This is a genomic window from Belliella kenyensis (assembly GCF_022549675.1).
Taxonomy (GTDB): domain Bacteria; phylum Bacteroidota; class Bacteroidia; order Cytophagales; family Cyclobacteriaceae; genus Belliella; species Belliella kenyensis.
The window spans coordinates 1-13,584 of the sequence record NZ_JAKZGR010000004.1 but is presented as its reverse complement, the minus strand read 5'-3'; the positions used below and the strand labels follow the sequence as shown (position 1 = coordinate 13,584).

The following is a 13,584-nucleotide window of genomic DNA, read 5'->3' as shown; positions in this document are numbered from 1 at the left end:
TTTAGATGTGGGGCTTATTTTAAAGCTCGGAGAACTGGGCAACCGTACATCAAGCGAATGAGGTTTTTGCCAACGTAGACAGCGTAAATGAATTTTAAATACACAAAGACAGAATTCAGTATCAATGGCTAAAAGACAGAAAAAAGAAAAACCTATTGAAGTTACTAGTTGATGAAGTAGCCAAAAAGACTGAACGAACAAGTAAAAAGAAACAGTATAAGATTTCCTGAGCATTTCAGATTTCATTTATCGGATACCAAGAAAAATGAACTGGTCGCAAATTGCGACCGGTTTTAAAATTTTATCAGTTTATGGGTACAGAACTAGTTAGATATGATTTAATCAAAGTTGAAGATTTAATCTTTATCATTCGTGGTGTTCAGGTGATGCTTGACCGGGATTTGGCAGAAATGTATCAAGTTGAAACGCGAATATTAAATCAAGCGGTAAAAAGAAATATTAATCGCTTTCCGGAAAAATTTAGATTTCAGTTAACCGAAAATGAGATTGAAGACTTGAGGTCACAATTTGTGACTTCTAATTCAAGATCACAATTTGTGACCTTGAAAATTTAAGGAACTCAACAAGGAAAAAACTTAAAATATTTGCCCTATGCTTTTACAGAGCAAGGTGTTGCCATGCTTTCAGCTGTATTGAGAAGTGAAAAAGCCATAATGGTCAGCATACAAATTATGAATGCCTTTGTAGAAATGAGAAAAGTATTGGCTCATCATACAGGGTTATTGCAACGTGTAGAAAGCATTGAAACGAAACTGCAACTGAACGACCAACATTTTGAGAAAATCTTTACTGCTTTGGAACAAGGGAAGCCTGCCATTAAACAAGATATCTTTTTTAAGGGACAAATATTTGATGCTTATAGTTTTGTGATTGACCTGATTAAAAAAGCCCAATCCACACTTATTATTATAGATAATTACATAGACCTGAGTATTTTGGAAATGTTAACCGAAAAATCTAAAAAGGTTGGTGTTACCATTATTACCCCAAAAAACACATCCATCAAAGCTTTGGATATAGAAAAGTTCAATGCCCAATATGGGAAATTAGAAATAAAACACAGCCAAGACTTTCACGACCGATTTTTAATCATAGACCACAAGGAGCTCTATCATATTGGAGCTTCATTAAAAGATTTGGGCAAGAAATGTTTCGCCTTTTCGGTGATTGAGGATAAAAACTTGCTTCAAAACTTAATCGGTAAGATATGAGACAGAATTATAAACCACTTGGCAAAGACATTCAACCAGCCTCAGGACGAAAAAGTGATTTGGAGGACTTGCCTTTGGTGGGTTTAAGTATTCAGAAGAAATTTATCCCTTCTATAGCCAATACCATTGGGACGGATATGTCCACTTTCAGGATAATTGAGAGAAATCAGTTTGCTTACGACCCTGTAACTTCAAGAAATGGAGAAAAAAATCACGTTAGCACTTTAACCAAGAAAATGAAAGGAAAATATTCAAAATGTAAAATGCCTTTTGACGGTTTAAAATTCTCAAATAGTTTATTTTCTCTTACTACGGTTTCTAAGAAAGAGCTTTGTCACGACATTTTTGTATTTTTTCCCGACGAATTTTTCAGATGGTTTAGCTACAACCCAAAGCTGTTCATTTGAGAATTTAGTCTTTTACAATCGGACTTAGTGGAGTTTAAATCTTGGAATAAAAGTATAAATTAGCAAATTCAAGAAGAATAAAGATTTAAGAAAGTACAATGCCAAAACAGAAACAAACGCAAGAAGAACCACTAGAGAAAAAACTCTGGAAAGCAGCGGACAAGCTCCGTAAAAATATGGATGCTGCCGAATATAAGCACGTTGCTTTAGGTTTGATTTTTCTGAAGTACATTTCAGATGCATTTGAAGAACAATATCAAAAATTAGTAGCATTGAAAAGTGAGGGTGCAGACCCAGAGGATAAGAATGAGTATATAGCAGAAAAAGTATTTTTTGTACCTGCAACGGCTCGTTGGTCATACATTCAAGGAAGAGCAACACAGCCCACTATTGGCAAAGACATTGATGATGCAATGGATGCCATTGAAAAAGACAATCCTTCTTTACGTGGAGTTTTACCAAAAGTATTTGCTCAAGAAAAACTAGACAAGACAAGCTTGGGCGGATTGGTAAATCTTATCGGTTCTGCAACTATTGGAACAAAAGAAGCACAAAGCAAAGATGTTTTAGGGCAAGTTTTTGAATACTTCCTAGGAGAATTTGCTTTGGCTGAGGGCAAAAAAGGAGGACAATTCTACACACCGCAAAGCGTGGTAAAATTGTTGGTTGAAATGCTGGAGCCTTATGAAGGACGCGTTTTTGACCCTTGTTGCGGAAGTGGTGGAATGTTTGTGCAAAGTGAGAAGTTCATCAATAGACATCAAGACTATTACAAGAAAAAAGGAACAGCAGGTTTAAGTTTAAACCCAGCCGACCGAATATCCATTTACGGACAAGAGAGCAACCAAACTACTTGGCGATTGGCAAAAATGAATTTATCCATTCGTGGCATTGATAGCAGTAATGTAAAATGGAACAATGAAGGTTCATTTTTAAATAATGCTCACAAAGATTTAAAGGCTGATTATATCATAGCGAATCCACCGTTTAATGACAGCGATTGGAGCGGTGAATTATTGCGTGATGATGCAAGGTGGAAAGTATTAGGCTCAACCCTAATACCACCCACGGGAAACGCCAACTATGCTTGGATCCAACATTTCTTGTATCATTTAGCACCCACAGGGCAGGCAGGTTTTGTTTTATCCAAAGGTTCTTTGACTACAAATACAACGGGTGAAGGTGAGATAAGAAAAGCTTTAATTGAAAAAGGTTTGGTTGACTGTATTGTAAATCTGCCAACTAAATTGTTTTTGAATACACAAATACCAGCCTGTTTATGGTTTGTGTCTCGCAACAAAACAAACGGAAAATTCAGAAATCGTGAAAATGAAATTTTGTTTATTGATGCCCGAAATATGGGCTTTTTGGTAAACCGAAAAAACCGTGATTTAAGTGATGACGATGTCAATTTAATAGCAGGAACTTACCACAACTGGCGTAATCCTGATGGTAATTACGAAGATGTAGCAGGATTTTGCAAGGCAGCCACTATCGAAGAAGTAGCCAAACTCAATTATGTTTTAACCCCGGGCAGATATGTTGGTTTGGCTGATGAAGAGGATGATTTTGATTTTGTAGAACGTTTTACTTCTTTAAAAACAGAACTGGAAAAACAAATTGAAGAAGAAGCAGAATTGAATGAAAAAATACGTCAGAATCTGAATTTACTGAATTTAAAAATTAACTAAATGGAAAATAAAGACATTCGTTGGATTCAGAGATTTAACAATTTCAATAAAACATTGAAAGGTTTACAAAAAGCAATTGAAGAATCTAAAAAAGATCCCGAAGATGAAGTGTTAAAAGTGGGGATGATTAAGTTTTTTGAAATGACATACGAATTGGCTTGGCTAACTATGAAAGATTATTACGAAGAGCAAGGCGAAATAGGCATACAAGGAAGTAAAGATGCTATTAAACTAGCATCAAGCAGAGGGTTGATACACCAAGCGCAAGATTGGTTTAATATGGTAGATAGTAGAAAATTGAGCGTGCATACCTATGATGAAAAAACGGCACAAGAAGTGGCAAAAGATATTGCTGAAACTTATGTGGGTTTATTTATTCAATTACAAACACGCCTGCAATTAGAAAAGCTAAGCCGATAAATAGAAATTAAATGAAGTTTGGATTATCCGATATAATTGTAGAAAAATTACAAAACATTTTTGCCGAAAATGCAAAAGTGGATAAAGCTATTGTATTTGGTAGCAGGGCAAAAGGTAATTATAAAGAAGGCTCCGATATTGATATTGCCATTAAAGGGCAAGATTTTAATTTTGATGACACCCTCAGCCTACATCAAAAATTTGATGATACAAACATTCCTTATAAAGTTGATTTGATTAATTACCACACCATTAAAGAACCTGAACTAAAAGACCATATTGATAGAGTGGGAATTGAGTTGTATAGTAGGTGGAAGGAAGTTAAGTTGGGAGAATTCATTGAAACAATAAATGGTTATGCATTCAAATCAACAGATTTTCTTGATAATGAAAAACCAAATTCATTGCCTGTAATTAAAATTAAAAATGTTGCAAATGGTGATGTTAACATTGATGGTGTTCACTATCATTTATATTCTGACAATTTAAAAAAGTATGTTGTTGAAAAAGGAGATGTATTAATTTCATTAACTGGTAATCATCCTGAATTGGAAACACAAGTAGTAGGATTAGTTTCAAAATACAAGTTAGATACTAAGGCATTACTAAACCAAAGGGTAGGTAAATTGTTTTCAAAAAATCCTAAAGAGTTAAGTGATGATTATTTGTATTATTTTTTGAAAAACAAGGACACACATCATTATTTGGCAAGTCAATCTTCTGGGAGTGCTAATCAGGCTAATATTTCAAAAACAGATATTGAAAAAATATCATTTTCCAAACCACCCCTCCAAGAACAAATCGCCATTGCTTCTATCTTGAGCAGTTTAGATGACAAAATAGACCTGCTCCACCGCCAAAATAAAACTTTAGAGCAATTGGCAGAAACGCTTTTTAGAGCTTGGTTTGTGGAGGAAGCGGAGGAGAGTTGGGAGACAGCTACTTTAGGGCAATTTGTAAAAACGAATCTTAGAAGTATCTCAAAGGATTACGAATTTACAGAAATCGAGTATCTTGACACAAGTTCACTTACTGAAGGAATTGTAAATGAAACTCAAAAGCTTTTTCTTAAAAATGCACCAAGTAGAGCAAAACGACTAGTTCAGAATAATGACATTCTAATTTCAACTGTAAGACCAGATCAAAAACATTATGGAATTATCAATAATCCTAAAGAAAATTTGGTAGTATCAACGGGTTTTTGTGTGATTACTTGTACAGATATAAACCCTTATTTTGTCTATCTACTATTAACTAATGATGAAATGACACAGTATTTGCATTCAATCGCAGAAGGTTCAACATCTACCTATCCGTCATTGAAACCATCTGATATTGAGAAAATAGAATTTCAAAATCCTCCTAAAAGTAAAATGGAAGAGTTTGGAAAAATAGCAGCAGATTATTGGACAAAAATAAATAGTAACCAAACCCAAATCCGCACCTTAATCCAAACAAGAGATACTTTGTTACCTAAGTTGATGAGTGGAGAAATAAAAGTTAATTTGTAATTTAAAAGACAACAGGAAAATGATAGTAGAATTTAATATAGAAAACGATGAAATAATCAGTTTATCGGTAATCAAAAAAGAAGATACAGAAACTAAGTATCAGCTGATTGATGCCGATAAATTTATTTGGATGGAATTAGAGTTGGTTGGTCAAAATTTGTTGGTATCTCTTAAAGATGTCAGAATATTAGATGATGATGAAACCATTGAGAAAAAGCTGGACAAAGTTCTTTATGAAATAATAGAAGTTGAAAAATCAGGTGCTGACACTTTTAACGAATCAGACACAACAGATATAAACCCTTATGACCCTGATAAGATTAAAGTAAGGTCTGATAAAATAGCAGTTTCAATTTTGAGTAAAATGATTGATAATGAAAGCATAGACCTTAATCCTGACTTTCAAAGGAATTTAGTTTGGAACAGTTTTCAGAAGTCAAGATTAATTGAATCTATTCTTTTAAGAATCCCTTTGCCAATGTTCTATTTTGCCGAAGATAATGAAGGGAACCTTTCTGTAGTAGATGGCTTACAGCGTATTTCAACTATCAAGGAGTTTATGGATAATAAATTCCCTTTGAGAGATTTACAATACTTGAACGATACTTGTGAAGGGCGTTACTACGAAACAAAAGGGAATAAAAAAGGGCTTGATACAAAATACTTAAAATGGTTTGATTTAACGTCAATTTCCGCAAACATTATTGACCCATCTTCTCCACCAAAAGTGAAGTATGATATTTTTAGAAGAATTAATACAGGTGGCAGACCTTTAAATAATCAGGAAATAAGAAACTGCCTAATGGGTAAAGGATTAAGAGAATCATTAAAAGCAATGGCTGCTTTGGATGAGTTTAAATCTGCCACAGATTACAGCATCAAAAGCACTCGAATGGAAGACCAAGAAATTGCTTTAAGATTCTTATTCTTTTATGAATTGTATGAACGCACCAAAAACATTGATGACTATAATGGATATATGGATTTAGTGCTTGATGAATATACAGACAAGAATGTGAAGACTTCACAACAACATTTAGAAAAGTATGTCCAAAAATTCTCGAACGCAATGAAGAATGCAGAACATCTTATTGGCAGTAGGTATGCGTTTAGAAAAATTCAGAACAAAGACATTCAACCAGATTCCTACAAACAGTTAATAAACAAAGCCCTTTTTGTTTGTTGTTCCATTTTGTTAGCTGATTATGACAGTGAAATAATTGCTAATAATAATACTGCTAATTCATTGACAGGTCTAATAGCTGATAAAATAGAGAGTGACAGGCAACTAATTTATTATCTATCATACGGAACAAATGGTAAAGCCAATTTGCTTTACACCTTTGGTGTTCTAAACGAATTATTTGAAAACAATATAGTATATCAACAATGATTACACTTAGTATAAAAAATTTCAAATGCTTTTATGGTATTAATGTTCCAATAAACGACTTAACAATTTTTGCTGGTGGCAATGGAAACGGCAAAAGCACAGCAATCCAAGCATTACTGTTGCTAAGAAGAACAATTGAGCATTGCAGCGAATGGAAGGGCGACCACTTTGAATATATTATTACAAACAAGTTAAACGTAGAACTGAATGAAGTATATTGTTTGGGCTTAGGCAATAGCTTGAATGTTTTGCCAACTGAATTCAAAGAAACTGAAATTGAACTTGGGTTAAGCGAAGGAGAAAAAGGCACTGTTGTAAAATATACAACGAACAACTTGAATGAGTTATGGATTACACCAAACGAACTTTTAAAGAAGGATTATAAATATCCTGAAAACCCCTTAATGTTTCAAGAGTTCTATTATCTGAACGCTGAAAGAATTGGACCAAGAATTAATCAAGGAATAAAATTCTATGACTATCCGAATGTAGGTTTTAAAGGTGAATTTACGGCTCAGATAATTGCAGATTTGGATTCACTTGAAGTTGAAAGCAAATTCAAAATAGACCCGAATAGAATATTAAACGACCCTGAATATTTAAAGGGAAGTAAGTTTCAGCACCACGTTAATGCTTGGTTGAGTAAAATAATTGACGGAGTAACTATTGTTCCAGTCAAAGACAGTGATACACATACGGCCAGAATAATAGTTGATAATTTATACTCAAATGGAAAAGGAATTTTTCCAACAAACACAGGATTCGGAATAAGTTATTCTTTACCAATAATCGTTTCTTGCTTGTTGGCGAAAAAAGATAGCATCTTAATTATTGAAAACCCAGAAGCACATCTTCACCCATCAGCTCAATCAAAAATGGGTGAATTTTTAGGAGTAATGGCAAATTCTGGTGTTAAAATTATTGTCGAAACACATAGCGACCATATTATTAATGGAATTCAAATAGCTGTTGCAAAAAAAGCAATCCATCATAAGAATGTTACCATAAATTACTTTTTCAAAGAAGATAAAACAAAGCAAGAAATTCAAGAAGATAAGGTTCTTGGCATTAAGCAACAACCCAATGTAAAACCAATTCATATAAACGAGAAAGGTGAGTTGACAGAGTGGCCAAAAGGTTTTTTTGACCAAACACAGATTGACTATGTTAAACTACTAAACTTGAAAAAGTAATGAGTAAGTTCTTCTTAAACAATCAATCATTAAACATTAATGATTTTGAAACCTTCAGGGCTGGTGTAATTCAGTTAATGAGTATTGAAAAGAAGCAAGAGCACATTTTTTTAAGAAATGAGAGTTGCTATCAGATACACCATTTTGCAAATAGAATATTCCAAAACTTACACGACATTGACATATTTAATCTTTATAACTTTTTCGCAAAACTAAGTCCTTGTGATGTTGAAGTTCAAGATGAAACCACGGCAAACAATTATTGCGCAAATGATATAAATGGATTTCTTGGAATTGACTTTAACGGTCAAGCGATAACAGAACACAAAAAAGTTGTTGATATAGATTCATACATAAATTGGATACAATTTTATCAAACCAATTTCGAGCAATTAATTGCGTTTCTCGGAAGTTATGTAGTCACTAAAAATTTTGAAAAAAGTTATTCCTCACTTTCTTCTGACGCACAAAAATCAATTAAAGAGGAGTTTGAAAAAGCAGCCAAGAGAAATCTTGCAACAAGATTTTATCCCGATACAAAAATTGTCAAAGATGTATCTGTGTCCAAGAAGTGCACTGTATATGAATTAAGAGTTTATCAACCAGTAGCACTTAGGGTTTACTTTAATGAAATTGGCAATACGGTTTATTTAGCTTCTATTGAACAGAAATCCAATCCCGACCAAAACGAAGACATTAACAAAGCGGAAAAACTGTTGAAATTAATCAATGAAACCAATAACAGAAGATAAAATAGAAACCTTTGCTATTGAAGTGCTTCAATCATTGGGTTGGGAGTATGTTCACGGCTTAATGTTGGCTCCAGGTGCAGAGCAAGCCGAAAGAGAAAATTTTGAACAAATAGTTTTAGTGGAGCGATTACGCAAATCGGTTGCTGTATTAAATTCAACTATTCCGCAAGACGCACAGGAACAAGCCATTCAAAAGGTATTGCGTATCTATTCGCCTGAATTGTTGCACAACAACGAAAGCTTTCATCAGTTACTCATTGAAAAAGTAAAAATACCTTATCAGCAAGATGGTTTTGAACGAAGCTATGAAGTGGCATTGATTGATTTTGAAAACCCATTGAACAATGAATTTCTGTGTATCAACCAATACACCATTGTTGAGAACAATCAAAACAAAAGACCTGATGTATTGCTGTTTGTAAATGGCTTGCCTTTAGTGGTTATTGAACTAAAAAACGCAGCAGACGAAAATGCAACAATGCGAAAAGCATTTGACCAAATACAAACCTACAAAGCAACCATCCCAAGTTTATTTACCTACAACGCCATTTGTGTAATTTCTGACGGAATGGAATGTAAGGCAGGAAGTGTTTCGGCAGGTTTCAGCCGTTTTATGACTTGGAAATCCTATGACGGTAAAAAAGAAGCCTCACGTTTTATTCCACAGTTAGAAATTCTACTGAAAGGTATGTTGAACCCTGCTACCCTTTTGGATTTGGTTCGCAATTTCATTGTGTTTGAAAAAAGTAAAAGGGAAGACCCTAAAACTGGAATTACTCAAATTGAAACCGTTAAGAAATTAGCGGCTTATCATCAATATTACGCAGTAAATAGAGCGGTACAATCTTCCATTATTGCATCAGGAACAAACGGAGATAAAAGAGGCGGTGTTGTTTGGCATACACAAGGTTCGGGAAAAAGTTTGAGTATGGTTTTTTATTCGGGCAAACTGATAACAGCACCCGAAATGCAAAACCCAACAATTTTAGTAATTACTGACCGTAATGATTTGGACGACCAATTATTTGACACCTTTGCAAACTCCAAACAGCTATTAAGGCAAGAGCCTGTTCAAGCAAAAGACAGAGAACATTTAAAAGAATTGCTAAAAGTAGCAAGTGGTGGAATTGTCTTTGCCACCATTCAAAAGTTTTTACCTGCCCGTTCCGCAGGCGGGCCTGAAGACCAAAAATCAGTTTATGAGCAACTTTCGGAACGAAGAAACATTGTTGTAATAGCAGATGAAGCCCACAGAACCCAATATGGTTTTGAGGCATCCATAAAAGAAGTAAAAGACAAGGAAACCAAAGAAAAAATTGGAGAGCGTATTGCTTATGGCTTTGCCAAATATATGCGTGATGCTCTACCAAATGCCACTTACATAGGTTTTACAGGAACACCTATTGAAGGCAGAGATGTGAACACACCTCAAGTTTTCGGACAGTATGTAGATGTGTATGATATTTCACAAGCCGTTGCAGATGGTGCAACCGTTCGAATTTATTACGAAAGTCGTTTAGCAAAAGTAAATTTAGATGAAGAAGGCAAACGCCTGATTGAAGAATTTGATGCAGAACTGGAACAAGACGAAGAAATCACAGACCAACAAAAGGCAAAAGCCAAATACACCAAATTGGAAGCGATTGTTGGAAATGAAGAACGCATCAAAAATTTAGCAAAAGACATCGTAAACCATTCTGAACAACGCCAAAAAGTGTTTGACGGAAAAGGAATGATTGTAGCAATGAGCCGAAGAATTGCAGCCAATTTATACAAAGAAATTATCGCTCTAAGACCAGAATGGCACAATGACGATTTAAGCAAAGGAGTTATTAAAGTGGTAATGACTTCAACAAGTGCTGACGGGCCTGAAATGCAACGCCACAACACCACCAAACAACAACGTAAAAATTTAGCAGAACGAATGAAAGACTCTGCCGACCCTTTGCGTTTGGTTATAGTTCGTGATATGTGGTTGACTGGTTTTGATGCACCTTGTTTGCATACCCTTTACATTGACAAACCAATGAGAGGTCATAATTTAATGCAAGCTATTGCAAGGGTAAACCGTGTTTTCAAAGACAAGCCTGGCGGTTTAGTCGTTGATTATTTAGGAATTGCAACCGACCTTAAAAAAGCATTGTCTTTTTATTCAGATGCGGGCGGTAAAGGCGATCCAACTTTAGATTTAGAAAAGGCCATTGAATTGATGAATGAGAAATATGAAGTCGTTCAACAATTCTTTAATGAAGAAGCCAAAACACAAAAAGACATAGTAGCAGAAGAACCCGAAGCCTATTATGCCAACAGCTTTAAATTTAATTACAAGCGTTTTTTCAATGTAGAACCAAAAGAAAAAATGTCAATCATTCTACAATCAGAAGAACACATTTTAGGTTTAGATGATGGCAAAACTCGTTTTATAAGAGAAGTAACTTTATTAAGTCAAGCCTTTGCTTTATCCATACCACATCCAAGAGCAATGGAAATCAAGGACGATATTGCGTTTTTTCAAGCAGTAAAAGCTCGACTTGTAAAATTTGAAGGAACAGGCACAGGTAAATCTGACATTGAAATTGAAACAGCCATCAAACAAATAGTTGATGAAGCCATAAGTTCAGATAAAGTGATGGATATTTTTGAAGCAGCTGGTATGGAAAAACCAGACATTTCAATTTTATCTGATGAGTTTTTGTTGGAAGTAAAGGGAATGAAACATCAAAATTTGGCTTTAGAACTATTAAAGAAATTATTGAATGACGAAATTAAAACACGTTCAAAAACCAATTTGGTAAAAAGTAAAAAACTTTTGGAAATGCTGGAAGGTGCAATAAAACGCTACCAAAACAACATATTGACAACAGCCGAAATCATTCAAGAACTCATCAATATTGCTAAGGAAATTAAAGAAGCTGATAAAGAAGGTGATCGCCTTGGACTGACAAAAGATGAAGTTGCTTTTTACAATGCGTTAGAAGTAAACGACAGTGCAGTTATGGTTTTGGGTGACGACCAATTAAGAGAAATAGCAAGAGAGATAACAGAGAAAGTAAAAGCAAACGCAACGATTGACTGGACAATTAGAGAAAGTGCAAGAGCAAGGCTTATGGTAATTGTAAAACGGACTTTAACAAAGTGGGGTTATCCACCAGATAAACAAGTAAAGGCAATAGAGACAGTCTTAAAACAAGCGGAACTGATGGCAGATTTATTTACAAAAGACTAAGACAATCCAAAATAAAAGCAGAAGGAGGTCATACAACTACATATTTCTGGCCTGATGTTAACCACTTTTTCCCGATGATATTGACCACTTTCCCCCGCCACCCCATGAACAACCGTCTCCTTCTAGCTCTAGCCTTAACTTTTACAGCATGTGCTGCAGAGAAGAATGTAGCAGAGAAGGAAGAATATCTTCGGTGGGTGGGGGATATAGCGAATGATATGGAGCTGGATAGTGAAGATTTTTGGATGTGTATTCACTTATGCTATTATCAAAAAATTTACAGACAAAGAAATCGATACACTGTATCCCACCGTCTAAGTACATGTTTTTTTGAGTATTGTGGGTTCATAGCTTTGTAGAAAATATAAATACAGATATGAACAAGAGAGAAGAGATGTTAGAGCTTATAGCAGAATTCAAGACTAGTGGGCTTAGCCAGAGGGCTTTTTGTGATTCTAAGGGTTTTACTTTGCATAATTTCAATTATTGGTACAGAAAGCTTAAACGTGAAGAGCTATCTGAATCTGGAGATGTTTCAAGATTCCTTAAAGTGGATATCAGTAATCTGGACAACCCTAGCCTCTCAATAATTGAATTGGAATATCCCAACGGGGTAAAATTGAAGATATCCACTTTAGACATTCCTATTGTTTCTCGCCTCATCAAGCTTTTCTGATGTTCAGTCTAGGTTCCTCTCACCGTTATTACCTTTATAAAAATCCAGTGGACATGCGAAAAGGCTTTGATGGCCTGTCTGGCCTTGTCAGGAACTACATGGATAAAGAACCCACTTCCGGTGAAGTATTCATATTCCTGAACAAGAACAGAAATCTGATCAAGCTACTGCATTGGGAGTATGGCGGCTTTGTGGTGTATTACAAGAGACTTGAGAAGGGCACTTTCCCTCTTTCTACAAAGCTGTCAGAGTCTGGAAGTATTCGTTGGCCAGAGTTGGTTATGATGGTAGAGGGAATCGAAGTGGAAAAATTTAGACAAAAGCCACGTTACCAACTGAGCTAAACACCTCTTTTATATTGAACATGATTCAGGTTTTTTCGGCTCAGGGTTGCTCTATGGCTTCTATAAGTGCTTTTTGCTTCGGTAAGTGTGAAAATCAAGCTTTTTGGAGATTATATCCAACAAGTTTTTGTGGGAAAATAATTCGTGGAAATTGGGTATATGTACCTTATTTTTATCCCATGAACAGTGGAATAGAACATCTTTCAAAGGAACAGCTCATCGCCCTTGTTATGGAGCGTGACCGCATCATCCGTGAGAAGGATGTCTACGAATCTCAACTTTTGTCAATGATAGACAAGCTCAAGAGAATGGTTTTCGAGCAAAAAAGGGAGCGGTTTGAAGGCAACAAAGATCAGCTAATGTTACCCTTCGAAGCATCGGAAGATAAGAAAGAGGAGCAGAAGGAAATTTTTGAGCAGAAGATTGAGTATACCCGCAAGAAACAATCACCATCTCACCCAGGTCGAGCTGTACTTCCTGACCATCTTCCAGTGGAAGAAATAGAGATCAAGCCAAAAGGGGATTTGAGCGATATGGTATGTATTGGCAAAGAAGTTACCGAAGAGCTTGATTACATCCCAGGAAAACTGATCATCCGAAGGTATATTCGCTATAAATATGCTTCAAAAGACAAAAATAGTGATACAGGTATACTGATAGGAGTTCTTCCAGAGAGAGTCATAGACAAAGGAATACCAGGCGCAGGTCTGTTGGCAAGTATTCTTACGGACAAATATGA

14 protein-coding genes are annotated in these 13,584 nt (G+C 35.3%); all 14 read left to right on the top strand.

Annotation, left to right across the window (positions count from 1 at the left end; translation table 11 throughout):
- Positions 1-189 precede the first annotated feature (189 nt).
- Positions 190-297, top strand: a complete 108-nt coding sequence (locus MM214_RS19115; RefSeq protein ID WP_353959796.1) for an ORF6N domain-containing protein — start codon at positions 190-192, stop codon at positions 295-297.
- A gap of 14 nt (positions 298-311) precedes the next feature.
- Positions 312-575, top strand: coding sequence for an ORF6N domain-containing protein (locus tag MM214_RS05070; RefSeq protein WP_241292758.1), 264 nt, complete (start codon positions 312-314; stop codon positions 573-575).
- 117 nt (positions 576-692) lie between these two features.
- Positions 693-1,232, top strand: a complete 540-nt coding sequence (locus MM214_RS05065) for a hypothetical protein (RefSeq protein WP_241292756.1) — start codon at positions 693-695, stop codon at positions 1,230-1,232.
- Complete coding sequence (locus tag MM214_RS05060) at positions 1,229-1,639, top strand: hypothetical protein (protein WP_241292754.1); 411 nt, start codon at positions 1,229-1,231, stop codon at positions 1,637-1,639. Before MM214_RS05065 ends, MM214_RS05060 begins: the two co-directional genes overlap by 4 nt.
- Before the next feature lie 98 nt (positions 1,640-1,737).
- Positions 1,738-3,330 carry a type I restriction-modification system subunit M gene (locus MM214_RS05055; protein ID WP_241292752.1) on the top strand — a complete coding sequence of 531 codons (1,593 nt, stop codon included), beginning with the start codon at positions 1,738-1,740 and terminating at the stop codon, positions 3,328-3,330.
- Positions 3,331-3,750: a nucleotidyltransferase substrate binding protein gene (locus tag MM214_RS05050; RefSeq protein ID WP_241292750.1), complete on the top strand. Its 420-nt coding sequence runs from the start codon at positions 3,331-3,333 to the stop codon at positions 3,748-3,750.
- Between the two features lie 11 nt (positions 3,751-3,761).
- On the top strand, positions 3,762-5,261 hold the full coding sequence (locus tag MM214_RS05045) for a restriction endonuclease subunit S (protein ID WP_241292748.1): 1,500 nt from the start codon (positions 3,762-3,764) through the stop codon (positions 5,259-5,261).
- Positions 5,262-5,280: 19 nt separating this feature from the next.
- Positions 5,281-6,654, top strand: coding sequence for a DUF262 domain-containing protein (locus MM214_RS05040; protein ID WP_241292746.1), 1,374 nt, complete (start codon positions 5,281-5,283; stop codon positions 6,652-6,654).
- Complete coding sequence (locus MM214_RS05035; protein WP_241292744.1) at positions 6,651-7,847, top strand: AAA family ATPase; 1,197 nt, start codon at positions 6,651-6,653, stop codon at positions 7,845-7,847. Before MM214_RS05040 ends, MM214_RS05035 begins: the two co-directional genes overlap by 4 nt.
- Positions 7,847-8,599 carry a hypothetical protein gene (locus MM214_RS05030; RefSeq protein WP_241292742.1) on the top strand — a complete coding sequence of 251 codons (753 nt, stop codon included), beginning with the start codon at positions 7,847-7,849 and terminating at the stop codon, positions 8,597-8,599. The genes MM214_RS05035 and MM214_RS05030 overlap by 1 nt, the downstream gene beginning before the upstream one ends.
- Complete coding sequence (locus MM214_RS05025; protein WP_241292740.1) at positions 8,577-11,825, top strand: type I restriction endonuclease subunit R; 3,249 nt, start codon at positions 8,577-8,579, stop codon at positions 11,823-11,825. The genes MM214_RS05030 and MM214_RS05025 overlap by 23 nt, the downstream gene beginning before the upstream one ends.
- A gap of 376 nt (positions 11,826-12,201) precedes the next feature.
- Positions 12,202-12,501 carry an IS66 family insertion sequence element accessory protein TnpA gene (tnpA, locus tag MM214_RS05020; RefSeq protein ID WP_241292738.1) on the top strand — a complete coding sequence of 100 codons (300 nt, stop codon included), beginning with the start codon at positions 12,202-12,204 and terminating at the stop codon, positions 12,499-12,501.
- Positions 12,501-12,845, top strand: a complete 345-nt coding sequence (tnpB, locus tag MM214_RS05015; protein WP_262916586.1) for an IS66 family insertion sequence element accessory protein TnpB — start codon at positions 12,501-12,503, stop codon at positions 12,843-12,845. The genes tnpA and tnpB overlap by 1 nt, the downstream gene beginning before the upstream one ends.
- A 179-nt stretch (positions 12,846-13,024) precedes the next feature.
- Positions 13,025-13,584: IS66 family transposase (locus MM214_RS05010; protein WP_241292734.1), on the top strand; the 560-nt coding region annotated here is incomplete at its 3' end.

Bases quoted from the DNA above. Each gene is read 5' to 3' on its own strand.
- MM214_RS05070 (WP_241292758.1), top strand. From the start codon at position 312: ATGGGTACAGAACTAGTTAGATATGATTTAATCAAAGTTGAAGATTTA.
- MM214_RS05065 (WP_241292756.1), top strand. From the start codon at position 693: ATGAATGCCTTTGTAGAAATGAGAAAAGTATTGGCTCATCATACAGGG.
- MM214_RS05060 (WP_241292754.1), top strand. From the start codon at position 1,229: ATGAGACAGAATTATAAACCACTTGGCAAAGACATTCAACCAGCCTCA.
- MM214_RS05055 (WP_241292752.1), top strand. From the start codon at position 1,738: ATGCCAAAACAGAAACAAACGCAAGAAGAACCACTAGAGAAAAAACTC.
- MM214_RS05050 (WP_241292750.1), top strand. From the start codon at position 3,331: ATGGAAAATAAAGACATTCGTTGGATTCAGAGATTTAACAATTTCAAT.
- MM214_RS05045 (WP_241292748.1), top strand. From the start codon at position 3,762: ATGAAGTTTGGATTATCCGATATAATTGTAGAAAAATTACAAAACATT.
- MM214_RS05040 (WP_241292746.1), top strand. From the start codon at position 5,281: ATGATAGTAGAATTTAATATAGAAAACGATGAAATAATCAGTTTATCG.
- MM214_RS05035 (WP_241292744.1), top strand. From the start codon at position 6,651: ATGATTACACTTAGTATAAAAAATTTCAAATGCTTTTATGGTATTAAT.
- MM214_RS05030 (WP_241292742.1), top strand. From the start codon at position 7,847: ATGAGTAAGTTCTTCTTAAACAATCAATCATTAAACATTAATGATTTT.
- MM214_RS05025 (WP_241292740.1), top strand. From the start codon at position 8,577: ATGAAACCAATAACAGAAGATAAAATAGAAACCTTTGCTATTGAAGTG.
- tnpA (WP_241292738.1), top strand. From the start codon at position 12,202: ATGAACAAGAGAGAAGAGATGTTAGAGCTTATAGCAGAATTCAAGACT.
- tnpB (WP_262916586.1), top strand. From the start codon at position 12,501: ATGTTCAGTCTAGGTTCCTCTCACCGTTATTACCTTTATAAAAATCCA.